The 25,354-nt window shown below is 60.3% G+C and carries 18 protein-coding genes; 9 read left to right on the top strand and 9 right to left on the bottom strand.

What is annotated here, in order from left to right; all coding sequences use genetic code 11:
- The first annotated feature begins 110 nt into the window (after positions 1 to 110).
- The 3 genes from I6L35_RS15005 (at position 111) to I6L35_RS14995 (ending at position 4,517) form a co-directional block, all read left to right on the top strand.
- Complete coding sequence (locus I6L35_RS15005; RefSeq protein WP_254204575.1) at positions 111 to 1,439, top strand: hypothetical protein; 1,329 nt, start codon at positions 111 to 113, stop codon at positions 1,437 to 1,439.
- 58 nt (positions 1,440 to 1,497) lie between these two features.
- A complete protein-coding gene (locus tag I6L35_RS15000) occupies positions 1,498 to 3,192 on the top strand; it encodes a hypothetical protein (protein WP_216978604.1) in 1,695 nt (564 codons plus the stop codon).
- Between the two features lie 113 nt (positions 3,193 to 3,305).
- Positions 3,306 to 4,517 (top strand): Bcr/CflA family multidrug efflux MFS transporter, encoded by a 1,212-nt coding sequence (locus I6L35_RS14995; protein ID WP_042055658.1) that lies wholly within the window; start codon positions 3,306 to 3,308, stop codon positions 4,515 to 4,517.
- A 75-nt stretch (positions 4,518 to 4,592) separates the two neighbouring features.
- Here I6L35_RS14995 and nhaD read toward each other — a convergent pair whose 3' ends face one another.
- Positions 4,593 to 6,017, bottom strand: coding sequence for a sodium:proton antiporter NhaD (gene nhaD, locus I6L35_RS14990; RefSeq protein ID WP_216978603.1), 1,425 nt, complete (start codon positions 6,015 to 6,017; stop codon positions 4,593 to 4,595).
- Between the two features lie 107 nt (positions 6,018 to 6,124).
- Positions 6,125 to 6,592: a DUF4357 domain-containing protein gene (locus tag I6L35_RS14985; RefSeq protein WP_005333716.1), complete on the bottom strand. Its 468-nt coding sequence runs from the start codon at positions 6,590 to 6,592 to the stop codon at positions 6,125 to 6,127.
- Positions 6,593 to 6,789: 197 nt separating this feature from the next.
- Here I6L35_RS14985 and I6L35_RS14980 point away from each other — a divergent pair, with 197 nt between their 5' ends.
- From I6L35_RS14980 to I6L35_RS14960, 5 genes are all read left to right on the top strand, one after another.
- A complete protein-coding gene (locus I6L35_RS14980; protein ID WP_216978602.1) occupies positions 6,790 to 7,470 on the top strand; it encodes an ABC transporter ATP-binding protein in 681 nt (226 codons plus the stop codon).
- Between the two features lie 30 nt (positions 7,471 to 7,500).
- On the top strand, positions 7,501 to 9,930 hold the full coding sequence (locus tag I6L35_RS14975) for an FtsX-like permease family protein (RefSeq protein WP_216978601.1): 2,430 nt from the start codon (positions 7,501 to 7,503) through the stop codon (positions 9,928 to 9,930).
- Positions 9,931 to 10,115: 185 nt separating this feature from the next.
- Positions 10,116 to 11,156 carry a lipocalin-like domain-containing protein gene (locus I6L35_RS14970; protein ID WP_216980299.1) on the top strand — a complete coding sequence of 347 codons (1,041 nt, stop codon included), beginning with the start codon at positions 10,116 to 10,118 and terminating at the stop codon, positions 11,154 to 11,156.
- A gap of 383 nt (positions 11,157 to 11,539) precedes the next feature.
- A complete protein-coding gene (locus I6L35_RS14965) occupies positions 11,540 to 12,304 on the top strand; it encodes an SDR family oxidoreductase (protein WP_216978600.1) in 765 nt (254 codons plus the stop codon).
- Between the two features lie 50 nt (positions 12,305 to 12,354).
- Positions 12,355 to 13,182: a bifunctional transcriptional activator/DNA repair enzyme AdaA gene (locus tag I6L35_RS14960; RefSeq protein ID WP_216978599.1), complete on the top strand. Its 828-nt coding sequence runs from the start codon at positions 12,355 to 12,357 to the stop codon at positions 13,180 to 13,182.
- A gap of 282 nt (positions 13,183 to 13,464) precedes the next feature.
- On the opposite strand, the gene I6L35_RS14955 is transcribed toward I6L35_RS14960, so the two are convergent.
- The 7 genes from I6L35_RS14955 to I6L35_RS14925 all read right to left on the bottom strand — a co-directional run bounded on the left by I6L35_RS14955 (position 13,465) and on the right by I6L35_RS14925 (position 23,595).
- A complete protein-coding gene (locus I6L35_RS14955; protein ID WP_216978598.1) occupies positions 13,465 to 13,938 on the bottom strand; it encodes a hypothetical protein in 474 nt (157 codons plus the stop codon).
- Positions 13,917 to 14,738 (bottom strand): hypothetical protein, encoded by an 822-nt coding sequence (locus tag I6L35_RS14950; protein WP_216978597.1) that lies wholly within the window; start codon positions 14,736 to 14,738, stop codon positions 13,917 to 13,919. Before I6L35_RS14950 ends, I6L35_RS14955 begins: the two co-directional genes overlap by 22 nt.
- 350 nt (positions 14,739 to 15,088) lie before the next feature.
- The gene (locus I6L35_RS14945; RefSeq protein ID WP_005337011.1) at positions 15,089 to 15,361 is read right to left on the bottom strand and encodes a hypothetical protein; all 273 of its coding nucleotides are present in this window, start codon (positions 15,359 to 15,361) and stop codon (positions 15,089 to 15,091) included.
- Between the two features lie 379 nt (positions 15,362 to 15,740).
- Positions 15,741 to 17,330: a glutamine-hydrolyzing GMP synthase gene (guaA, locus tag I6L35_RS14940; protein WP_149153088.1), complete on the bottom strand. Its 1,590-nt coding sequence runs from the start codon at positions 17,328 to 17,330 to the stop codon at positions 15,741 to 15,743.
- 84 nt (positions 17,331 to 17,414) lie between these two features.
- Positions 17,415 to 18,878 (bottom strand): IMP dehydrogenase, encoded by a 1,464-nt coding sequence (gene guaB, locus I6L35_RS14935; RefSeq protein ID WP_005345006.1) that lies wholly within the window; start codon positions 18,876 to 18,878, stop codon positions 17,415 to 17,417.
- Between the two features lie 264 nt (positions 18,879 to 19,142).
- Positions 19,143 to 19,778, bottom strand: coding sequence for a YitT family protein (locus tag I6L35_RS14930; protein WP_234933221.1), 636 nt, complete (start codon positions 19,776 to 19,778; stop codon positions 19,143 to 19,145).
- Between the two features lie 610 nt (positions 19,779 to 20,388).
- Positions 20,389 to 23,595: an alpha-amylase family glycosyl hydrolase gene (locus I6L35_RS14925; protein WP_254204471.1), complete on the bottom strand. Its 3,207-nt coding sequence runs from the start codon at positions 23,593 to 23,595 to the stop codon at positions 20,389 to 20,391.
- 329 nt (positions 23,596 to 23,924) lie between these two features.
- Here I6L35_RS14925 and xseA point away from each other — a divergent pair, with 329 nt between their 5' ends.
- Positions 23,925 to 25,298, top strand: coding sequence for an exodeoxyribonuclease VII large subunit (gene xseA / locus I6L35_RS14920; RefSeq protein WP_216980297.1), 1,374 nt, complete (start codon positions 23,925 to 23,927; stop codon positions 25,296 to 25,298).
- The last annotated feature ends 56 nt before the right edge of the window (positions 25,299 to 25,354 follow it).

Genomic DNA, 25,354 nt, shown 5'->3' with positions numbered 1-25,354 from the left:
TGCACCCGGACGCCGGTTTGCCCCCTTCTCACCTTGCGGGAGAAGGGCTGGGGATGAGGGGGAAGGCAACGTATCGGCGTTGGGCTTCCACCAGCTCAATCACCATGTGGCTGCTTGCCCTGCTGCAACTGGCCTGGCTTGGCTGGCTGCTGACCTTCCCGGTGGCGCTGGATTCCGACGATGCCCTCAATTTCGCCCACGGGGTGACGCGCTTTAGCGTGCTGGAGTTCTCCCCCCACTTTCCCGGCTACCCCGCCTTTATCTGGCTGACGCGGCTGATAAATCTGGCGGTAGACGATCCGGCCCGCGCGGTGCAGTGGGCAAGCCTGCTCGGTAGCAGTTTGCTGGCGCCGCTCGCTGCTTTGCTGGCGGTGAAGCTGTGGCAACGGCCAAGCCTGCTGGCACCCGTCTGGCTACTGGTGCTGGCACTGCCGCTCACCCCGACGCTGGCGCTCTCCGGCCTTTCGGACGGGCCCGCGCTCGCCGCCTGGCTCGGGTCTCTCTTGGCCTTGCAGCAGCGCAGAATTGCACTGGCGGGTCTGCTGCTGGGTCTATTGCTGGCGCTGCGTCCCTCCTACTTCGTGTTGGCCCTGCTGCCCCTGTGGCTCGGGCTGGCGCAGGATGGAACGCGCGTCAGGTTTGTGCTCCCCATCGCACTGGTTGGGCTCACCAGCCTGCTGTTTGTCTGGCAGGCCGATGGCTGGGCCTATTTCAGCGAGGGGCGGCGCTTTACCGACGGCCACTTTACCCTGTGGGGCAACACGGCGGCGGCCCACGGCGATCGGCTGCTCAGCTGGGCGCGCACCTTCGACGATCAGCTGACCCCGCTTTGGCCGCTGTTGATCGGGGCATTGCTGGTGCTGCCGCTTTGGCAAAGATCAAAAAACCACCCTGCCGCCCTCCCCCCGCTCTGGACACTCTATTGGCTTGTCCTACTGCTCTGGACCCTGTTTGGCCAGAACCCTGACAATCCCCGCCATCTGGCGCCCATCACCCTGCTCGGTATTGTGCTGCTGGCAGGCTGGCTGCCGCGCCGTGGCGAGTGGGTGGTCGCGGTCGCCGGATTGCTGCTGCTCGGCGTGACCTTTACCCTGCCCCGTCCGCCCGCCATGGTGCAAGCGGCAAAACTGGCAGAAAAAGCGTGCCCGGCGCTGGTGACCCAGTGGGGAGTGCGGCTGCTGCGGGAGACCACAGCCTTGGCCGTCACCGATGGCTGGTACAAGGGGGATGCGGCGCTGGCACTCTCTCAGGGAGCCTGCCGCCTCAGTCGCCGCCCCATCGCCGCGAACGAAATGCCCAGCGCGGTGCGCCAGCACTGGTTTGCCCCACGCTTTGCCGCCGAGCCCGGACTCTGGCTCGCCATTCCCTCGCTGCAGACACCCCATAGGAAAAGTGACAAGAAACATATAAAGAGCACAAAAATCCACCAAAGCAACTAAAAAAGAGGGGAACAACTCGGGTACACTCACAGCGAATCCATAACAGACGAGTCTCCTTATGCGTGTAACCAGAGAGTGGCTGTGGGTTTTGTCGGTGCTGACCGGGGCCTGTGCCCTCCTGTTGCTACCATTCTGGCTGCGCGGCGGCAGTCAGGGCCATGATCTGTTTCACCACCTGCTCTCCGGTCACTTCTTTGCCGTGCAACTGTGGCAAGGTGAACTCTATCCGCGCTGGTTGATGGAGATGAACGGCGCCTTCGGCAGCCCGGTCTTTTTCTTCTATCCCCCCCTGCCCTACTATGTGAGCGCACTGTTCGCCGGCCCCACCCCACTGGCCCACGAGGCGATGACGCCGCTGCTCTGGAGCAGCAGCGTGGCACTCTGGCTCTCCGGCCTGTTTGCCTATCTCTGGTTGCGCCCCTTTGCCGGCCACGGACGGGCGCTGGCGGCCAGTCTGCTCTATATGGCGCTGCCCTATCATCTGGCCATCGATATCTACGCCCGCTTTGCCCTGGCGGAGAGCTGGGCCTTCGTCTGGGCACCGCTGGCACTGCTGGCGCAGGATCGCCTCTGCCGCGGCGCCCCCTTTGCGCTACTGCTGCTCGCACTGGCCGTCTCCATGCTGACGCTTTCCCATCTACCAAGCACCCTGCTCATTCTGGGCTTGCTCACCCTGCGCAGCCTGCTGCTGGTCTGGCGCAACAAGAGGAGCACAACGCTTGTCAGTATCCCTGTCACCGCCGCCCCATTTATCGGCACCTTGCTGGGCCAGCTCTGGGGGTTGGCGATGGCCAGCCTGTTACTGCTGCCCGCTCTGCTGGATCAGGGGGGGATCTCCATGGAGCAGATGCGCACTGGCATGTTCGAATTTCAGCGCAACTTTCTCGATCGTTTGCCCCAAAGCCGTGATGACTGGCGCTTTCGCGGCCATCTCGCCTGGCTGACGCTGCTCACCCTGGCTCTGCTGCTGGTAGCTTGGGCTGCCGCCCGCGAGCCGCGCCATCCCGAGTTGCTGCTCTGGGGGGTCATTGGCACCCTGAGCTTTCTGATGATGCTGCCACCAAGCGAGCCCCTGTGGCACCTGCTCACTCCGTTGCAACTGGTGCAATTTCCCTGGCGTCTCAATCTGCTGCTGGTCATCGCTACCGTCTCCGTAGTGGCGCTGGGTACCCCCACCTATCGCCCGTGGCAGTGGGTCTGGTGGCTACTGCTTGCCCTCACCCTGCTCTCGCAGGGACTCTATGTACGCGAGGCGCCGCTCACCCAGGCTCCCGTAAAGAGTCAGCTCGACGGGGAGTTCGATAGCAAGCGCAGCGCCCGCGAATACCGACCAAAGCAGGTGCCGCGCGGCATGTTTGCCCCCACCCTGCTGGCCTGGAAAGAGGAATTCCAGCCCGCCATCACCAGTGACCATCAGGGGGTGAACTGGCAGATCCAGCGCTGGCAGCCTCGTCATATCGAATTGACGGTGGATGCCCCGGCACCCGCCAAGCTGGTCCTGCACCAGTTTGATTACCCGGGCTGGCAGGCAAGGCTCGACCAGCGCCTGCCGCTTAGCGTCAGCAGCACCCGCAACGGGCTGGTGCAAGTCTGGATGCCCGCCGGACAACATAGCCTCACCTTTACCCTCACCGCCCGCTGGCCGGAGCGGCTCGGGTACGCCATCTCGTCGCTGGCCTGGCTGCTCTGGCTGGGGGGGGTGATCCGCGCAGCGCGCCCCCATGACCGCAAGCGTGCACCCAAAGGTGCCTGAATGGCCGGGCACCTCCCCCTTTTGAGGGGGCAGGAACGTCATGCCGAGCGGGGGCAAACCTGATAGACTCGCCCCTCTCCCTTTTTCAACCAAGGTTCACCAGCGGATACCCTATGCCCCAATCGCCAACAGCTCAGGCTGCCGCCCTCTCCCCCCGTTTCCTGTTTATCCTGCTCGGTGCTCTGGCGGGTCTGACCCCGCTGGCGGTGGATATGTATCTGCCCGCCATTCCGGCCATCGCCAGGGATCTGGCTACCAGCATCGACGGCGCCCAGCTCACTATCAGCGCCTTTCTGGGCGGCTTTGCCATCGGCCAGCTCTTCTACGGCCCGCTCGCCGACAGCTATGGCCGCAAGCCGGTGATCCTGGCGGGGCTGGTGATGTTTGCCATCGCCTCGGTGGGTTGCGCCATGGCGGACTCCCTGCCCGAATTGCTGGCCTATAGGATGTTGCAGGCAGCGGGCGGTGCGGCGGGCTCGGTGGTGGTCAATGCCCTGCTGCGCGATCTGTTCGAGAAGGATGCGTTTTCCCGCGCCATGTCGTTCGTCATTCTGGTGATGACCCTGGCGCCGCTGGTAGCGCCTGTGGTGGGCGGCTATATCAGTGCCCACGCCGACTGGCGGGTGATCTTCTGGCTGCTGGTGGGGATCAGCCTGCTGATCTGTCTGGTGATGCAGTGGAAAATTCAGGAGACCCTGAAACCGGAACATCGCCAACCCCTTAATCTTGGCCAGATCCTCAAGAACTACTGGGGGGTACTCTCCCATCGCGGCGCCATGGGTTATGTGCTGTGCGGCTCCCTCTCCAGCTCCGGCATGTTCGCCTTCTTAAGTGGCTCCCCTTACGTCTATATCGAGTATTTCAAGGTGCCGACCGAGCACTACGGCTGGCTGTTTGGCCTCAATATCCTGCTGATGATGGTGGTCACTTTCGTCAACAGCCGACTGGTGAAAGGGGTAGGCGCCGAGCGGATGCTGCAATACGGTCTGCTGGTGCTGCCCTGCGCGGGCGCCCTACTGGTCTACAACGCCTGGAGCCAGACCGGCGGTCTGTGGGGCATCGTCATTCCGGTGGTACTGTTTGTCGGCCATATCAGTCTGGTGGGCGCCAACGCCATGACCGGCCTGATGGGCCACTTCCCGCAATCTGCGGGCACCGCCTCGGCACTGGCGGGCACCCTGCGCTTTGGCATCGGCGCCCTGGTCGGCATTCTGGTCAACCTCAATCCGCCCCACTCGCCGCTGCCCATGGCCATCGCCATCGCCTGCTGCGGCGTGGGTTCCACCCTGAGTTACTGGCTGCTGACCGGCAAGCGAGGCGATTGAACCCCCTCCCCCGGTCAGGAAAACGAAAGAGGCTTCCGTCAACGGAAGCCTCTTTTCGTACTGGCGCCCAGACGTTCAGAACTGGGCACTGTTGAGCCAGAGGTGCGCCCCTATGCTCACCAGATAACCGAGCAAGATGGCAGGCAGCCACTTCAGGTGGCCAAAAAAGGTATACATGCCGTGGGCCTGTCCCATCAGGGCCACCCCGGCCGCAGAGCCGATGGAGAGCAGGCTGCCGCCCACTCCGGCAGTCAGGGTCACCAGCAGCCACTGCCCCAACGCCATATCCGGGTTCATCGACAGTACGGCAAACATCACCGGAATGTTATCCACGATGGCCGACAAGCCCCCTATGAAGACGTTGGCCATGGTGGGATCCCCACCGGCATACAACCAGTGTGACACCAGCTCCAGATACCCCATAAAGCCCAGCCCACCGACACACATCACCACCCCATAGAAGAAGAGCAAGGTATCCCACTCCGCCTTGGCCACCTTGTTGAACACATCAAATGGCACCACAGAGCCCAGACTGCGCAACCGCACCTCATCGCCATTGCGTTCATAGAGCGCACGCTTGCGGGCAAGGGATCGCGGCAGCGACTTGCGCAAATAGAAGCCGAAAAACTGCAGATAACCGAGCCCCAGCATCATGCCCAGTACGGGTGGCAGATGGAGGAAACTGTGGCATAGCACCGCCGTGATGATGGTCAGCAAGAACAGCGCGACGATGCGACGGGAACCCCGCTTGAGATCGACCACCTCGTTATCAGCCTCCGGCACATGACGCGGCACCATCAGGCTCATCAGGATGGCCGGGACCAGAAAATTGAGCAGAGAGGGAATAAGCAGGGTGAAGAACTGGCCAAATTGCACCTTGCCCGCCTGCCACACCATCAGGGTTGTGATATCGCCAAAGGGACTGAACGCCCCTCCGGCGTTGGCGGCGATCACTATGTTGATGCAGGCAAGATTGACAAAACGCCGATCACCGTTGGCCACCTTCAACACCACGGCGCACATCAAGAGCGCAGTGGTCAGGTTGTCTGCCACTGGCGAGATACAAAAAGCAAGCCCACCGGTCAACCAGAACAGGGTGCGCAAGTGAAAGCCGGATCGCACCAGCCAGGCGCGCAGGGCATCGAACAGCCGCCGATCCTCCATGGCGTTGATATAGGTCATCGCCACCAGCAGAAACAGCATCAGCTCGGCATATTCCAGCAGGGTATGGCGGAAGGCCTGCTCGGCCGCAGGGCTCATCCCCTGCTGTGCATAGGCGATACCGATCAGGATCCAGATCACCCCGGCGGCCACCAGCACGGGTTTGGACTTGCGCAGTTGCAGATACTCTTCAGCCATCACTAGGGCGTAGGCCAACACAAACAATCCGACACAAAAAAGTCCGATTGAGGAGGATGTCAACAGAACAGGGCCACTACTGGCATGGGCGGGAGGGATAAACAGGGACAGCAGCAAAATAACAGGGGTGAGCGCAGACATGGTCTCTTCCTTTTAGAACCATCTGGCAATGATGCTAGCACCTGGATGAAAAGAAAAATTCATCCAGGTCAATTAACGCTTAATTGGTGTGCTGTCGAAACGCGGGATTATTTCTTGCCGAAACCCGACTGCTTGAGGGTATAGCCTGCGCTGTTTTGCCAGGCATCCAGACCGCTGCGGTTATTGCCCGCCACCAGACTGGCGGCCAGACTCGGGCTGTTGAACAGCTGATCGGCGGTAAAGACAAAGCCACCCTGACTGCGGGGCACTATGACCCCCTTCTCCAGCAGTTCGTGACGCAGCTCGATCACCGCTTCACGCAGGGAGGCAGCATCCTCGCCATTGGCGGTGGAACCGGCCAGCACCATAAAGCCGGGATTTTGCCGCTTGCCAACCGGATAACCGTGGGCCTCGGCCCCTTTGCCGTTGAAGTGGTAGAGCTCGCGCTCCCCCGGCCGGTTGTCGGAGAGTGCCTTTTGCAGGGTCATCAGCTCGTTGTAGATCTCGATGGGGACGACGGCAGCCTGCTTGTTGCCCTTGCTATCGATGATAAAACTGACTTGCTTGTGTAACATCCTTGCTCATCCTGTGACCCATGGAAGCCCCTATTCTAACCATCTCGGGCAAGCGGGATCCAGCGAGGATCCACTGCTCTTTTGCCGCCTTGATCACTAACTGGCACTCTTGATCAACCGTAAGGGGTGTTGATCATTGCTGGCCGTGCTAGCGTACCAAGCATGATGAAAGCCATTGACCATCAAACGGTTATCCCATGCTGACCCTGCGCAACCTCTGCAAGAGCTTCGATAACGGCAGTGAACGACTGCCGCTGTTCCACCATCTCGATCTCGCCCTCCCCGCAGGCGAGATCACCCTGCTGCTGGGCCAAAGCGGCTGCGGCAAGTCCACCCTGCTCAATCTGATCGCCGGGCTGATTGCACCGGATGAAGGGGAGATCTGGCTGGGGGAGACCCGGATCGACACCCGCTCACCCGACGAGCGGGCGCGCCTGCGGGGCCGCCATTTCGGTATCGTCTATCAGGATTTCAACCTGCTGCCGACCCTGAACGTGGCCGAGAATCTGGCCCTGCCGCTGGCCATCAACGCTCTGCCACCGGATGAGACAAAGATTGACCAGTTGCTGCAGCGGCTCGATATGAGCCACAAGCGCCATGCCTGGCCGGAGCAGCTCTCCGGCGGTCAGCGTCAGCGGGTGGCGCTGGCCCGCGCCCTTATCCATCAACCCGGTTGGCTGCTCGCCGACGAACCCACCGGCAGCCTCGATGAGCACAATGCCGAACAGGTGATGGCGCTGATGGTGGCGGCGGTGCGGGACACAGGCGCAGGCTTGCTGCTGGTGAGCCACAACCCGGCCTATGCCGAGCTGGCTGACAGAGTGCTGCGCCTCGAAGGGGGGCAACTTATCGAGCTCAAGGGGCCCCGTCATGACTAGGCAGCGACTGCGTCTGCCGGGAGCACGCTGATGCTGCCACTTAAAGCGCTGCTGCGCCTCTATCGCAGTCACCCCTGGTTGCTGCTGATGAGTCTGGCCGGGCTGGTATTGGGGGTATCGCTGGTGGTGGCCATCGAGCTGCTCAATCACAGTGCCCGCACCAATTTTGTCGCCGCACGCAGCCAGCTAGCAGGGGAAGCCAACTACCGGCTGGCCCCCGCTGGCGGGCTGGATGAGCAGCTTTACGTGCAACTGGTGACCAGCCAGCCCGCCCTCGATGCCATGCCCCAGCTCCATGGCTGGCTCAAGGATGAAGAGGGGCGCAGCTTTCAACTGCTGGGAATGGATCTCTTCAACCCCGGCCCCCTGCGCCAGCTGTTTGGCGCCCAACCCGCGAGCGAGCCCGACTTTTCCCTCAACCGTGCCGACAGCATCTGGCTGGCGGCCCCCGAAGCGCAGCGCCTTGGCTGGCAAGCGGGCCAGAGCCGCCGTTTTGTATTGGGCGGCAGCGATGGCGCCAGCGCCCGCCCTCTGACCCTGACGCTGGCGGGCACCTTCGAGCCGGGCGCCGTGCCCATGGAGCGGCTGCTGATAACCGATATTGGCCTCGCCCAGCCGCTGCTGGATAAAGCGGGTCGGCTCGATCGCATCGTCTTCAAGCTAAGTGAAGACGAGGTTCGCACCCTGCAGGCCACCCTGCAAACCGATTACCCGAACCAGCCTTTGTGGCTTGAGCCCATCAGCCCGGCGCTCGATGCCAGCCAGCTTGGCGATGCACTGGCCCTTAACCTGACGGCGCTCTCATTGCTCGCCATGGCGGTAGGATTGTTTCTGGTGTTCAACGCCCAGCGATTTGTCCAGAGCGTGCGCCGCCCCCAGCTGGCCCAGTTGATCATTCTGGGAATGGGGCCGAGTCGGGTGCTGCGTTGGCTCATTCTGGAGCTACTTATTCTCGCCACGGTGGGCACCCTGCTCGGGGTGCTGCTCGGCAGCCTGTTGGCGCTGGCGCTGATGGGGCAACTGACCCAGGCGCTGGCCGATCTCTATGGCCCCAACCCCATCGATCTGTTGCGCCTTTCCCCTGTGAGCCTGCTCAAGGCACTGTTGATCGGGCTGCTCGGCACGCTGGCCGCCAACCTGCCCGGCTGGTGGCAACTGCTGCGCCAATCCCCCCTCGAACTGCGCGCTGGCAGCAGCCGCCCTCCCGCTCACCCGTGGCGACGGCGCGTGCTGGCCATCGCCATCTTGCTGCTGTGCGCTCTGTGCCTGTGGTTGCCGCAAACCGGTCTCACTGGCGCCCTCTTTATCGCCGGCGGCTGGCTGCTGGCCATGGCGCTCTGGCTGCCCGATGCCCTGCGCGGCCTGCTTGGCTGGTTGCGACGGCGTGCGGGCGGCCCCCTCACCGCCCGGCTCGGGGTGGCCGAGACCCTCTATCATCTCGATCGCACCGCCATCGCGGTGATGGCATTGCAGCTGGCCATCGCGGCGGCCATCGGCATCGGGGTCATGGTGTCGAGCTTTCGCTCCAGCGTGGAGATCTGGCTCGGCCAGCGTCTGGCCGCCGATCTCTATGTCACCGCCCCCAAGGGGGTGGCGGGCAACAAGGGCACCTTGAGCAACACAACCCTCGAGACCCTGCTCGCCAATCCTCTGGTGAGCGCCGCCTCGCGCCGCTCGGTGCATCCTGCCCGCTGGCAGGGGCAGCCCATCGAGTGGGCGCAGATGGATTTTATCCCCCAGCTTAAAGCGGCCTATCCGCTGCTGGCCGGACGCTGGCCCATCCGTCCCGACGAAGTGCTGGCGAGCGAACCCCTGACGGTGCGCCTCGGGGTCAAGGTGGACCAGACATTGGCAATCAGCGGCGAGCAGGGGCCAAGGCAGTTCACCGTCACAGGCGTCTATCAGGACTACGGCAGCGACAAGGGGCAAATTCTGCACGCCTTCGAGGCGGGGGCGGTGCAATCCCTCGCCCTCTTTAGCAACGACCCCGAACAGCTGGCCGACCACCTGCGCGAGCGCTTTGGCGAGCAGCTCAATCTGCTCTCCGCCCCCGCCATCCACAGCGCGGCGCTCAAGGTGTTTGACCAGACCTTTGTGGTGACCGAGCTATTGAAGTTGCTGATCCTCGGCATCGCCTTTGTCGGGATCGGCTCGGCCTTTATGGTGCTGGGGCTGGCGCGCCGTGGCGAGTTGCAGACCTTGCAGAGTCTGGGCTTGAGCCCCCGCCACTGCCGCCAGCTGCTGCTGTGGCAAGGGGCGGGATTGGGGCTGCTCACCGCCCTGCTGGCTCTACCGGTGGGGTATGGCCTCGCCTGGGTGCTGATCGAGGTGGTCAACCCCCGCGCCTTTGGCTGGCGCCTCGCCTTCGAGTCCGCCCCCCTTCATGCGGTCACCGCCCTGTTGCTGGCACCGGTCTGTGGCGCATTGGCCTCCTGGTATGCGGCAAGGAGAGTGGTATGAAATATCGGTTAGCGCACTGGCTCAGCCATGGCTTGAAGCTCCCATCGACCACTTCCCTCTCTCCGCCCCTTCTTCAACGCAAAGAAGAGCACAGTGCGGCATTGAACCATCCCCTCTCCCTTCGGGAGAGGGCCAGGGTGAGGGGGATCTTGTCCTCCTTACGGCCCCTGTGGCTCGCCACCCTCTTGCTCCCGCTGATTGCCATGATTGGCAGCGCGCAGGCCAGCGATCTGGGCGCCCTGCTCGGTGGCGGCAACGACAGCTTCAAAAAGGTGCTGCCGGGGCAAACTATCCAATTGCCGGAGGATCACGCCGCCCACCCCGATTACCGCTCCGAGTGGTGGTATCTCACCGGCAATCTCAAGGATGAGCAGGGACGCGAATATGGCATGCAGTGGACCCTGTTTCGCCAAGGGATCGAGCAAGAACTCCGTACCAGCAACCCCTGGCTGACCCCCCAGCTCTGGCTGGCCCAGTTTGCCATCACGGATCTCGACCGTGGCAGCCACCGGCACGATGAACGGGCCAGTCGGCAGGGGCCGGGACTGGCAGGGGCCAGCGGCGGCCAATATTGGCTCAGGGAGTGGCGGCTTGCCTCGCAAGGGGCCGCGCTGTTCCCCGCCACCCTCAAGGTACAGAGCAAGATTGGCGAACTGAACCTCACCGTCACTGCCGCCAAGCCGCTGGTGCTGCAAGGCAAGGCCGGTTACAGCGAGAAGAGCCCGGGCAACGCCTCCTTTTACTACTCCTACCCGCGCCTGCAGTTGAGCGGCACCCTGACTCGTGATGGGGAAACCCGCCCCATCACCGGACAAGGCTGGTTTGATCACGAGTGGAGCAGCTCGGTATTGGCCGAGTGGCAATCGGGCTGGGACTGGTTTTCGCTGCAACTGGCCGATGGCCGCGAGCTGATGCTGTTTCGCCTGCGCACCAAATCGGGCCGCACCGAGCCGGAGAACCGCTACGGCATCTTGATTGAGCGCGACGGCAGCAGTCAGGTGCTGAACCCGGAGCAGATCCGCTTTATGCCGGGCAAGAGCTGGCTCGGTCCCAAAGGCCAACCCTACCCCGTCGAGTGGCAGCTAAACGCCGCCGGTATGAGCCTCACCATCAAAGCCCGTCAGCCCAATCAGGCCATGACAGGTCGCTTTGACTACTGGGAGGGCGCGGTCTCTGTCTCGGGGGATGCCAAGGGGGTCGGCTATCTGGAGATGACGGGCTATTGATCCAGGAGCGTGTCTGTTGATTGCAATCGCCGTCAATGCCCTGCCAGGCAGGCTTGATGATGCACGCAGCCACCATGGCGCCGGGGCTCTCGCCCCTCACTGCAGCACACAGGGCGCGCCGCACCTGGATCCGGCGATTTTAAAGGGGGCATGATAAAGAATTCGGGGCGCAAAACGCCCCTTTTTGTTGCCGCGAAGGACTGTATCGACATGTCGCAAAACGACTTGGGGACAAAGAGAGCAAGATTCGGGTCGTCCCGGCAAGGAGTGGTTGCCATAGTGTGGATCAAACCCGAGTGGGGCCGACCCCTTGAGGTTCCAACCCACAGCCAACCTTGTGAGCCACTTAGCTGGCGCACAACACACTCAGCGAGGGAACTGCCATGTCATTACTGTCCAACAAGGTCGCCATTATCACCGGCGCCAGCTCCGGCATCGGTCGCGCCAGCGCCATCCTGTTTGCCCGCGAAGGAGCCAGCGTCGTCGTCGGCGCCCGCCGCCAGCCCGAATTGGATCTGCTGGTGGAGGAGATCCGCCATGAGGGGGGCCAGGCGGTGAGTCTGGCGGGAGATGTGAAAAGCGAGACTTACGCCCGCGATCTTGTTGATCTCGCGCTAACCCGTTTCGGCGGGCTCGATATCGCCTTCAACAACGCAGGTACCACAGGCACGCCGGGCAGCATAGAGGAGCTTGAGCTGACGCAGTGGCAGGAGATTCTGGATACCAACCTCACCAGCGCCTTTGTGGGAGCCAAGTACCAGATCCCCGCCATGCTGGCGCGTGGCGGCGGCTCGCTTATTTTTACCTCTACCTTCGTCGGCAACACCCTGGGGCTGCCCGGCATGGCGGCCTATGCGGCGAGCAAGGCGGGCCTCATCGGTCTGACCCGGGTGCTGGCTGCCGAGTATGGGGCACAAGGGGTGCGGGTCAACGCCCTGCTGCCGGGGGGCACCGATACCCCCATGGGGCGGGCTTTTGCCAATACGCCAGAGAGCCTCGCCTTTGTGCAGAATATGCATGCGCTCAAACGGCTAGCCCAACCGGAGGAGATCGCCCGCTCGGCCCTTTATCTCGCGTCCGATGCATCCAGCTTTACCACCGGCATTGCCCTGCTGGCCGATGGTGGGGTATCAATTTGTCGCACATGACTTGTCGTCCCTAAGATCCTGCGACCGCAAACTTATCGTGAGAGCGCCTTATGTCTGATTACGCCCGCATCGCCGATGCCATCCGTTTTATCGCAAGTCAGGTGGAGCGTCAGCCCACTCTGGACGAGATAGCGGCGCACGTTCACTTAAGTCCCTTTCACTTCCAGCGGCTGTTCAGCCGCTGGGCCGGGGTGACGCCCAAACGCTATCTGCAGGTGCTGACCCTGGAGCGGGCCAAGGCACTGCTGCAGGAGTCGCGCCCGCTGCTGGAGGTGGCCGATACCCTGGGCCTTAGCAGCGGCTCGCGGCTCTACGATCACTTCGTGCAACTCGAAGCGGTGACGCCGGGCGAGTACAAGCAGCGCGGGGCCGGGCTGGTTATCGATCACGGGGTGCACGACACCCCCTTTGGTCAGGCATTCGTCGCCCTGACCCCGCGGGGGGTGTGCAACTTCTCGTTTCTCGATGACAAGGCCCCAGAGGCGCCGCTGGCCACCCTCGCCCGCAGCTGGCCTGAGGCAAGGCTGCAAGAAGCCCCATCACGCACCCAAGGGGTCATCAACACCATGTTCGATGGCAGCAAGGCACCGGATCGCCCCATATCCTTGTACGTGAGCGGCACCAACTTTCAGATCAGCGTCTGGCGGGCGCTGCTGCATATCCCGCCCGCCAAGGTGGTGAGCTACGCCCAGGTGGCGAGCGCCATCGGCAATCCCAAGGCCGCCCGCGCCGTGGGTCTGGCGGTGGGCGCCAACCCCGTCGCCTTGATGATCCCCTGCCACAGAGTCATCCAGCAAAACGGCAGACTCGGCGGCTATCACTGGGGCGAGACCCGCAAACAGGCGATACACGCCTGGGAAGCGGCGAGGTATGAGTGAAGGTGGCCTTTTTCTGTCCGGCCTAATGAGGAAAACAGGCATCTTGGTAGTGAGTCAGCAGACAATCAGGCCGCGCCGAACGAGCATTCACGGTCTAAAGCGAGGGCATTAGCAGAGTAGGGGCGCAGATCGCCCCTTTTGTTGCTTTGGCGAGGCTCAGCACTCAGCCGCCCCACCTCAGCGAATTGACGAAACAGGTAGGGTGCAATAAGCGCAGCGCATTGCACCGCTTGCCGAGCGGCTTTTGTGCAAAACAGCAGAAACCAAATTAGCGGTGCAATTTCATTGCACCCTACGGCACTTGTCTTCAAAGTCGTAAATAGAACTCCCGATACAAATAAAACTATCTTTATAATCAGTTAAATATGCTATTTGGTCTTCGATATACTCTTTTGTTAAATACAGGCAAGATAGTATTTCTTCATAGGCAAGACGCTTAGTATCCCAAACTTGCTGCTTTACCCAGTATTTTTCATCAAACTGCCTTTTTATGCTTTCCACCGCTTCCGTATTCTTTTTTAGCTGTTCAATAGCTTTCAAAAAGTCATTGCTATGCGCAAGATTTTTTAACCGTGTTTGTAGATAAATACCGATAGGAACAACAATTAACGTTGTAATCAAAGTCGGCAAATATGGCAAAAATTCTTTCGAATTTACTCCTAGATTTAACTTATTCGCAAAAGCACGTAACTCCAAGCTTCTGACGACCGTAGGAAGTGAATTTAATGGCATTGTTACATGAACAATGACAGCCATTCCAAAATCTTACCTAGATCAATCCACACCGGTGACTTAATTAAGCCAGACTGAAAGGCAGCAAAAAATGCTAATATAGCCGTAAGTCTAAGCATCCAAGAGTTTGCGGACTTGGCAGATTTCGCCCTTGCAGTCTCAATTTGATATTGCTCTAAAGTGGCTATAGCTTTACCTGTGATTATAAACTCGAAGCTACTACCATTATTTTTCAACTCTCCTGATGCTACGAATGATGATAAATACAGATCCATTTTTTTACGCAATTCTGTTTTCTGTGGATGCAAATACCACCTAATTGAATATATGTAACTCATTAGGTCAAGCGACGAAAATGATTTGTGAGGCTCTTCTGATTGCCTGGAAACTATACTTTCTAGAATCTTCATTCTCTTTGGTAGTTGTAAGTTTCTCTTGTTGAAAAAATATTGTGGGACAGAATGTTTTGCTAAAATATATATTGACTGTAGCTTATATAACCCAGTCCATTCATGAAGGATATAATCTAGCACGCCGTTATATGTATGTGTCACCAGCCCATGATAATGATCAACTCGTAAACTCAAGCCAGAATAAAGCGAAAAAGGAATTACAGCCTCTGTACAGAATCCCCCACCTTCAAAATGATTGCCATTTAACCCATTTTCTTCAATAGAGTTAACGAGCATGATTGGGACATCGCCATTATAAATACTTATGGAATAGCAGTTAACCTGCTTTCCTAACTCTCCACTTCGAGGAATTTGAATAGGGCATGGCTGATTTAACAACTTGCTCAAAATATATTTAGTGATTTTATTCATGCCACCTCAAAAAAATAATTTTAAATCATTGCATTACTATTACTGGGATCTGAAAGTGTTTGCTTGATTTCTCCCCTACGCAATATATCTGTTCTGATTCATTGGTAACTCCAAAGAGGTCATATCCAGACGGATATCCTAGCGAGCAAGACAGATAAGCAAAAGCAGATGATGATAGTTTCCTGAGCAAGATCAACAAATTAATCAATAAGTACAAATACTGTACCATGCATCAGAGATAACTGGTGGTGGAAATAAGAAAGACGCCCTAAGGCGTCTTTCTTATTTTAAGGACTTTGAGCAAAAAGGTTGGAGGTTATTCCCCCTCCCCACCTTGCCCCACCACCCAATCAAATCGGGGTAATGGAAGTGATATGGGCATCCCCGTCCAGTGATTTGAAGATCTGTACCACGGCTTCGCCATGGATCGGTTTGGCAAGCGGCACTGTGCTCTTGCACTTGAAGCGGTAGTTGGTGCCAGCCACCACCTGGGTGGAGACTTCAAAGGGTACGTACTGCACCCCGACAAATCCTTTCAGCGCCTGATCAAATACCGCCTGATCCTCGGCGGTCAGCTTGTGATATGCGGTCCATCCACCCACCAACACTGCTTGTTCTGACATATCAAACTCTCCGTGCTCTATGATCCCGACTCGTTTGGCCGTTCGGGCTGCGCCCCGTTGATTCAAGTGGTTTCCGGTCTCCACCGGGGTGTCATCACTGCCGGTTGGCGCGATAACGATGGGCAAATTTACGCAGCTATCTGCAACTGGATCAGCCCTCCCCCTTGCCACAAGCCACTGTTGACAGCGGGCTCAATTGGCATGAGAGAGCCTAGTGCGGGATGGCAAAAATGCCCCTGTCACATATGACAGGGGCAAGGTGGCAAAAAAGCTGCTCGAAAAAAGAAGATGTGTGGCGCAAACGATTGAGAAAAGAAAAGACGCCTCAAGGGCGTCTTTTTGCATTTTTATGCTCGAAGGGTAGAAGGGCGCGCGCCGCTTATTCCCATTCGATGGTTGCGGGCGGCTTGCCGGAGACGTCGTACACCACGCGGGAGATACCGTTGATCTCGTTGATGATGCGATTCGACACGTGACCGAGGAAGTCGTACGGCAGGTGAGCCCAGTGGGCGGTCATAAAGTCGATAGTTTCGACGGCGCGAAGCGCAATGACCCAGTCATATTTGCGACCATCGCCCATCACGCCAACGGAGCGCACCGGCAGGAACACGGCGAACGCCTGGCTGACCTGGTTGTAGAGGTCGGCTTTGCGCAGCTCTTCGATAAAGACCGCATCGGCGCGGCGCAAGATATCGCAGTACTCTTTCTTCACTTCGCCAAGGACGCGCACGCCCAGACCCGGGCCCGGGAAGGGGTGACGGTAGAGCATGTCGTAGGGCAGACCCAGCTCCAGACCAACGCGGCGCACTTCGTCTTTGAACAGCTCGCGCAGCGGCTCGACCAGACCCATCTTCATCTCTTCCGGCAGGCCGCCGACGTTGTGGTGAGACTTGATGACGTGGGCCTTGCCGGTCTTGCTGGCAGCAGATTCGATAACGTCCGGATAGATGGTGCCTTGTGCCAGCCACTTGGCGTTTTTCAGCTTCTTGGCTTCATCATCAAACACTTCAACGAAGACGCGGCCGATGATCTTGCGCTTGGCTTCCGGCTCGTCAACACCGGCCAGGGCAGAGAGGAAGCGCTCTTCCGCTTCAACCTTGATGATGTTCAGACCAAAGTGGTCACCAAACATCTCCATCACCTGGGTGCCTTCGTTCAGGCGCAGCAGGCCGTTGTCAACGAAGACGCAGGTCAGGCGATCGCCGATGGCGCGGTGCACCAGCATGGCGACCACGGAGGAGTCGACACCACCGGAGAGACCGAGGATCACTTCATCGTCGCCCACCTGCTCGCGAATGCGGGCGACGGCGTCGTCGATGATGGTGGCCGGGGTCCAGAGGCATTCGCAGCCGCAGATATCTTTGACGAAGTGCTCCAGCATACGGGCACCCTGACGGGTGTGGGTCACTTCCGGGTGGAACTGCACGCCGTAGAAACGCTTGGCTTCGTTAGCCATGGCCGCGTGGGGGCAGGTCGGGGTCTGGGCGATGGTGGTGAAGTCGGCCGGAATGGTGGTGACCTTGTCACCGTGGCTCATCCAGACATCCAGCAGGGCATTGCCATTGTCGGCGATGGCATCTTCGATGTTGCGCAAGAGGGCGCTGCTCTTGCCAGCCTCGCCCAGCACTTCCACCTTGGCGTAACCGAATTCACGCTCGGTAGAGGATTGCACCTTGCCACCCAGCTGCTCGGCCATGGTCTGCATGCCGTAGCAGATACCGAACACAGGGACACCGGCGTTGAATACATACTCGGGGGCACGGGGGCTGCCCGCTTCGGTGACGGACTCGGGACCGCCGGAGAGGATGATGCCGCTCGGATTGAATTCGCGGATCTGCTCTTCGGTTACGTCCCAGGCCCACAGTTCGCAGTAAACGCCGATTTCGCGCACGCGGCGGGCGATCAGCTGGGTGTACTGGGAACCGAAGTCGAGGATAAGGATACGGTGCTGGTGAATGTCTTTAGTCATTTTATTCCTGCATCAGGCTGATGTTGTCACAAAGGGCACGGGATAAAAAAAGGGTGGAAAAACGGGGCGCAGGGCCCCGTTTTATCAGCCCATCCGATAGTTGGGGGCTTCTTTGGTAATGGTCACATCGTGGACGTGGGACTCTTTCATCCCGGCGCCGGAGATGCGCACGAATTCAGCTTTGGTGCGCATGTCGTCGATGGTGGCGCTGCCGGTCAGGCCCATGGAGGAGCGCAGGCCGCCCATCTGCTGGTGGATGATCTCTTTGAGGCGACCCTTGTACGGCACGCGACCTTCGATACCTTCCGGTACCAGCTTGTCGGCGGCATTGTCGGTCTGGAAGTAGCGATCGCTGGAGCCTTTGGACATAGCGCCCAGAGAACCCATACCACGGTAGGATTTGAAGGAGCGACCCTGATAGAGCTCGATCTCGCCCGGCGCTTCTTCAGTACCGGCGAACATGGAGCCGACCATGACGCAGCTGGCGCCCGCGGCAATGGCCTTGGCGATGTCGCCGGAGAAGCGGATGCCGCCATCGGCAATCACCGGAATACCGGTGCCTTCCAGCGCGTCAACGGCGTCGGAGATGGCGGTGATCTGGGGCACACCCACGCCGGTCACGATACGGGTAGTACAGATGGAGCCCGGGCCGATACCGACCTTGACGGCGTTGACACCAGCAGCAGCCAGCGCCTTGGCGCCCGCGGCGGTCGCGACGTTGCCACCGATGATCTGCAGATCCGGATAGGCGTCACGAGTGGCCTTGATACGATCCAGCACGCCCTGGGAGTGGCCGTGGGAGGAGTCGATCAGCAGCACGTCTACACCGGCTTCTACCAGCGCAGCGACGCGCTCTTCGTTGCCGGCACCGGCACCAACCGCAGCACCGACCCGCAGACGACCCTTGTCATCTTTACAGGCGTGGGGCTTGCGCTCGGCTTTCTGGAAATCTTTAACGGTGATCATGCCCTTGAGTTTGAAGTCGCCGTTCACCACCAGCACTTTTTCGATACGGTGCTTTTGCATCAGGGCAACCACCTCTTCGCGAGGGGCCCCTTCACGCACGGTGACCAGACGATCTTTCTGGGTCATGATCTGTTCAACGGTCTGGGAGAGGTCAATCACGAAGCGCACGTCACGGCCGGTGATGATACCGACCAGCTGATTGCCGTCAGTCACCACGGGGTAACCGGCGAAGCCATTCTTGTGGCTCAGCTCCTTGATTTGGGCGATGGTCATGTCAGGGCGTACAGTGACGGGGTCAGTCACCACGCCGCTCTCGTACTTCTTGACCTTGCGCACTTCGGCAGCCTGCTGCTCGATGGACATGTTCTTGTGGATAAAGCCGATACCGCCTTCCTGGGCCAGTGCGATAGCCAGACGGGCTTCGGTCACTGTGTCCATGGCGGCGGAAATCATCGGGATGTTCAAGCTGATGGCGGAGGTCAGCTTGGTACGCAGATCGGCAGTATTGGGAAGAACTTCGGAGTGGGCGGGAACCAACAGTACATCGTCGAAGGTTAACGCTTCTTTGGCAATCCTGAGCATGGCAATATCTCACCGTTGAGGAAGTGGGGGTGTAAAATATTGCCGACGAAGTTTACTCACCCATTGGTCACTGGTAAAGAAGTTTTTTGAATTTTTTATGGCGTAGCCCGATTTAACGCGGTCAACGGCGCAAAAAACTAATAAATTCAGCTGTAATCATGCCTTTTTTCACGACAAGATGATCTTTTTTGTCGTTGAGCTCCTTTCTCCCTCCAACCTCCCGGAACAGCATTTTCCATGATCCAATTATGTGCAGCCGGGTGTTCAGTTTCCCTGATAGCGACCTGGCTTGTGCCAATTCATCAGCATGGCGTTCATCGCCAGCGCACTCAGGGTGGACCAGAGCAGCAAGGGCAGTGGCAAGGTGAGCAGGGAGAGTGCAAACACCAGCACATCAAGCACCATCTGGCTCTTTCCCGCGTTGATGCCAACGCGCCGTTGCAGCCAGAGCGTTACCACCCCGGTGCCACCTACGGAGGCATTGTGGCGCGCCAGAGACAACACCCCCATGCCGAGAAAGGTCCCCCCTACCAAGGCGGCAAACAGTGGGTGGACATAGCTCACCGTCAGCAGCAGCGGTACCGCCTGGGTGGCCGCCGAGAGGGTAACGTTGACGATCAGCGTCTTGATGGTGAAGGCGCGCCCCATGGTGAAGTAACAAAACACCATGAAGGGCATGTTGACCATGAAGAACAGAACCCCGATGGGCAAACTGCTGACATGGGCGAGCAGCAGGGCGATGCCCGCGATGCCACCGGTGATCATGCCGGAACACTTGAGCAGGTTGAGACCGACCGCGATAAACATGACCCCGAGCACCATGCCGTAAACATCGTCCTTGAGGGTGTGGGCCAGGGCTTTGGTCGCCGGCACGGGCGACATGGTCATTTCACTTTCCATATGACTCCTTTCCATGTTTGCTGTGACATCAGGGCACCAGTCACTGGGCCGAAGGGGTCGGCATACTCGGGCGCCCTGGCCATTTCCCCTGCCGGTCCCCCTGTCAACATCACAAGACTCAGCAAAAAAAGCGCCAATCAACACAAGCATCCAGGATAAGCTGAAAAATCAAATTTAAATTCCGACATTCTGCCTATGACAGGAGCAACACACCCATTCATGGGACAAACATCAGGCTGCATCAGCATGTTTGACCAGCCATACTGAAGGCAGCTCACCATCTCCCCTTTTAAAGCCCGTTATTAAGTGGATCATGTTGATATGGTGCCACATGGCAGCATGAATCATGCTCGTCACAGGAGGGGCATAGGGTGGATACGGCATATTTCTCCAAGGTGGGGTCCTGCTGCCAATGTCGATGATGCGCACCACTTTGGGGCGAAAGCACCATAACAGAGCAAGCCACCCTCGGATGCCGCTTGCTCCCAAGCGATGTCGACGCTACTGCTTATTGCCTTCCCCGTCTGGTCCATCTCCCTCGATCCCTTGATATGCGGCATAAAAAAGTCGGCCCCAAGGCCGACTCGCTGCACACTGTGACAGGCTTTCCTTATTTGAGATATTTACCGTCAACGCCCACCTTGCCCGGGCCGTTCAGTACCCAGACCCGTGCCGAATAGGCGGGCACCGCAAAGCTCAGACTGCCGTTGCTGACGTTCTGACTCGCGCCGGTCACCGCATCCATATAGGTGCCGTTCTTCAGGCCACTCAGGTTTATTTGCTGGGCCGAATTGGCCGCGAGGCCCACGGCAGCGTAGCTGCCTTGAGCGCTCAGGTCACGCACGAAGCTGATGCCGCTGCCCCACTCGTTCACCTGGCTCATGGGCGCCTTCTGCAGGGCGGGCACCGCCTTGCGGATCTGGTTCAGGCGCTTGATGTGCTGGTAGAGCGGGTGGCTCGGAGTGGCCGGGTTGTCCAGCACCTCCCCGTAGTAGGCACGACCAGTCTGATCCACCGTCATGGTGGCCCCGTCGATATCCTGAGGCTTGCCCGCCTGGAACATCACCTCCTCCCCGTAGTAGAGGGTCGGGATGCCCCGCGCCGTCCAGAGCAGGTTGTAGGTCATGGCCGCATTGCCCTCTTCCCCGCCGTAGCGGTACTTGAAGTCGTTATCCGGCCCCACGTCATGGTTCTGGAAGAAGGTGATGAGCTTGGTGGCATCCCCATAGACCCAGTCCATGGCAAAGATCCCGCCCACCCCGCCAAAGCTCCCCCGGGTGACGTTGTCACGGAAGGTGGAGAAGAGGGAGAAGTCCAGCACAGAGAGGCCGGAATCGCCCCCTGCCCGGGGATCCGCCGGGTTCGGCGTGGTGCGGGTATACCACCAGGGACGGATCACCGCCGAGGCATTGTCGTTGGCCAGCTCAGAGCCCCAGCCGGTGCCCTTGACCAGGTTCTCGCCAAAGACGAACAACCCCGGCTTGTGGGCCTGCCAGTCGTGGACATAGGTCAGCAGCTCGTCCCGCTCGATGTGCTTCAAGGTATCGATGCGAATGGCGTCAACCCCCATGTCGAGGTACTGGCGGATGGCGCCGTTGAGGTAGTCCTTGACGTTCTGGTTGCCGGTGGCGAGATCGATGCAATCCCCCGCCATGTGTTTGCGCTGCAGGGCGAGCGGGCTCTCCCAGTCACCGCCTGACATGAAACCGTCCAGGTGATACCAGGCGGGATCCAGGGTCTGGGCGTCGATGCCGAAGAAGCGGTTGGGGTTGTAGCCAGCACTCGGCACGGTGGCGCCTGTCTTGGGGTCCACCAGAGGCTGGGTGCCCGCCGGATCGGACTGGCAGCGGGCCTTGTACCAGTCGGGAGCCACCGGGTTGTCGTCGTCACAGCGGTTGGCGCTAGCGTAGTCCCCGAGGTTGCCCTGATAGGGGCCGTTGTTGATGAGCCCCTGGCTCGACCCCGCCGGTACGTAGTATTTGACGGGCAGGCGATCGATCCAGGTCTTGCCGCGCAGGCCGTACTGGCTCGAGTGGTTGAGCACCACATCCTGGATCACCTTGAGCCCCTTGGCGTGGGCCGCCTGGATGAACTCCCGGTAACCCGCCCCCGGCGACTCCAGACGGGGATCGACCCGGTAGAAGTCGTAGGCGTGGTAGCCGTGGTAGTCTAGGCCGGAGCGGTTCTCCACCGGTGGCGTCACCCAGATGGCGGTGAAGCCGAGATCCTTGATGTAGTCGAGCTTGGCGATCAAGCCCTTGAAGTCGCCGCGCCAATGGGGATCCCCCGCCTTGTAGCGATCCCGGTTATGGTAGTTGTTGCTGGCATCGCCATCATAGAAGCGGGCGGTCAGCAGGAAGTAGATGCTCTCGGCACGAAAATCGCCGCTCGCCATCCCCTGCTCGCCGATACGGTACTCGAAGCGCTGCTCGCGCTGATTGCCGCTGGCGTCAATGGCAAGGGTGCGGATCACCAGATCGGTGCCGCTCCCCTTGTCGCTCGCCACCAGGGGCTGGCCTGCATAGCGGGCCGACGCTATGGTGGGCTGGCTGCCGTCCGTGGTGAAATGCACGGCGGGAGCGCTGTCCTGATCGTCGCTCACCCCCAGGGTGATGGACTGGTTGTCCAGATAACTCCCCGGGGCCGGGGTGACCGTCACCGTGGGGGCCTGCAGATCGGCCCCGGCCAGCGTCTCCACCTCGATGGCCTTGCGAAGGCTGTCAAAGCAGATGCGATAGCGGGTGTTGGCGCTGACCAGGTAATCCTGGGCCGGATACGCCTCGGTCCAATCCCCCTTGTGATCAATCTTGAAGCGGGGGTTGTTGCTGCCAAAGGCCTGCTCGGTGCAGAAGGTGGTGCCATCCTCGCTGGTCATGGGGGTGAGTCCCCAGTTGTTGGTCGTGCCCCGGAAGTACCAGCTGTCGCTGCTCTGTCCTGCCCCGACCACCACGCTCACGCTGCTGCTGCCCTTGGCGCCCTGATCGTCGGTGACCGTGAGGCCATAGGTGAAGGTGCCGGTCTGGGTGGTGCTGACGACGATGCTCTCCGTGGTCTCGCCGCTGCTCCACAGATAGCTCGTGATCTGGCCGTCGGGATCCGTAGAGTCGCTGCCGCTCAAGGTCAGTGACGCTCCCTGGGTCACATTCACCGTGCCCCCCGGGGTGATGACCGCGAGCGGCGGCTGGTTGTCATCCCCAAGGGGGGTGATGCTGTAGACCAGGGTCTGGTCGTTGACCTGGATGCGCACCGTACCCACGGCGCTCCAGAAGATGTCGCCGCCACTTTTCTCAAGCACGCCGTCGCCGTTGCTGTCGCCAAAGTTGACGGCCCAGTCGCCAGCCTGATCAAACTTGAGGCGCTGGCTCGCCTTGCCATCCATGTAGGCTTCCACCTGCCACAGGTGATCCCCTACCAGAGTCATGGGGAGGCTGGCCCAGCCGTTGAAGGTGCCGCGTACGTTGAGCTGCGGCAAGGTGCTGGCAAACCCCGAGGCCTCGCAACTGGCCACCGCCGTCGCGCTCACCGCCTGAGTGCTGGCGTTGATGCGGATCTGGTACGCCGTGTTGGCATTGACCCCGTAGTCGGCCGCCGGGTAGCTCTGCTGCCAGTTGCCGTACCTGTCTATCTTGAAGCGCGGTCCGCCGCTGGCATCCCCGCTCACGAAGCGCTGGCAGGTATCAAAATTGACGCCATCCGTCGACGTCATGGCGGTCGCCGCCCATCCATTCGCGGAGCCCCGGAAGAACCACTCCGCCGCCGACGTCGGCGCCGTGATCAGGGTTCCCAACAATCCGGCCGCGAGTATCCATCTAGCCATTGATAGTCCTTTATTTTCACTGTTTTGTGTGTGATGCCGGTGTGCCCCGGCATTCCCCCATCCGCTACAGTCCCGCCTTCGGATGAGCCCGATCAGTCTAGAGTTCCCCATAACCAATTCAGGCGAATACGCGCAAAATGTGACCACCATCGACTTCGCTATTGGCTGTATGTGATTGATAGCGCTTTCATTTCCATGCAACACCGATTTGCAGGGAGGAGTGACCAACCTGATCCATTGACTCGGCGGACGAGGTGAAGTGGGGTAAGATGGCGACATTGTTTCTCTCCTCCGCCTTCGCTGGCGAGGAACCGTGCGCAGGAACCGCCTTGAACTATCGCAACGAATCCGGCCAAAACAGGCAACAGCAGGTCTTTACTGTCACCCGCCTCAACAGCGCCGTGCGCATGATCCTGGAGCAGGATCTGGGGCTGGTGTGGCTGACCGGCGAGCTCTCCAATCTGGCGATGCCAAGCTCCGGCCACTGGTACTTCTCCCTCAAGGACATGTCAGCTCAGGTACGCTGCGCCATGTTCAAGGGCAACAACCGGCGGGTGGCGTTTCGCCCGCAGGATGGCATGCAAGTACTGGTGCAGGCGCGGGTCTCCCTCTATGAGCCGCGCGGCGACTACCAGCTGATCATCGAATCGATGCAACCCGCAGGCGATGGCGTGCTGGCGCTGCGTTTTGAAGAGCTCAAGCGCCGTCTCGGCGCCGAGGGGCTGTTTGACGAAGGCCGCAAGCGGCCGCTGCCCCGCGAACCGCAGGCGGTGGGCCTTATCACCTCCGCCACCGGTGCCGCCCTGCACGATATGCTGACGGTGCTTAAACGGCGCGCCCCGGATCTGCCGGTCTTTATCTACCCGACTCAGGTGCAGGGGAGCGCCGCCATCAGCCAGATCGTCGCGGCGATCGCCAAAGCGAACCAGCGCGCCGAGGTGGATGTGCTGATCGTTGGCCGTGGTGGCGGCTCCCTCGAAGATCTCTGGTGCTTTAACGAAGAGGCGGTGGCGCGTGCCATTGCCCACTCTGCCATCCCTGTGGTGAGCGCAGTGGGCCACGAGGTGGATGTCACCATCAGCGACTTTGCCGCCGACTTGCGCGCCCCTACCCCGTCGGCTGCCGCCGAGCTGGTGGCGCCGGATCAGAGCGCCCGTACCCAGCGTCTCGTTCACCTCAAACAGCGACTGCTGCAGGCGATGAGCCGCCAGCAGACCGCCGCCCGCCACGATTTCATCCTGCTGCAAAAGCGGCTCGACCATCAGGATCCGAAACGGCGGCTGGAGCAGCAGTCCCAGCGCCTCGACGAGCTCTCCACCCGTTTGCAGCAGCTATTGCGCCAGCGGCTGCATCAGGGTGAGCGGCGCCTCGCCAACCTTGAGCTGCGCCTGCAGGGCAAGAGTCCGGAGCGCCTCTTGGCAGCTGGCAAGCGCCGCCACCAGCTGGCCGAGGAGCGGCTTCATGCCCTGATTGCCAAGCGCCAGGATCTGGCAAGCCACCGCCTCGCCATGCTCAGCGCCCGCCTCGACGGGGTGAGCCCGCTCGCTACTCTCGGTCGCGGCTACTCCATCACCCGCACTGTGCGTGGCGAAGTCATCAGCCGCGCCGATCAGGTCAACAGTGGCGACCAGCTCGTCACCACCCTGGCGCAAGGGAGCCTGCAGGTGCGGGTAGAGGGAGTTATCAAAGATTCAGCGCAGTAGGTCGGCTGCATCAAACCACCAGCCAATCTGCCATTCAGCCCGGCAATCAGCCAAAA

This window comes from Aeromonas sp. FDAARGOS 1405 (genome assembly GCF_019048265.1).
GTDB lineage: Bacteria > Pseudomonadota > Gammaproteobacteria > Enterobacterales > Aeromonadaceae > Aeromonas > Aeromonas veronii_A.
The sequence above is the reverse complement of the archived record's forward strand: the minus strand, read 5'-3'. Positions and strand labels throughout refer to the sequence as shown.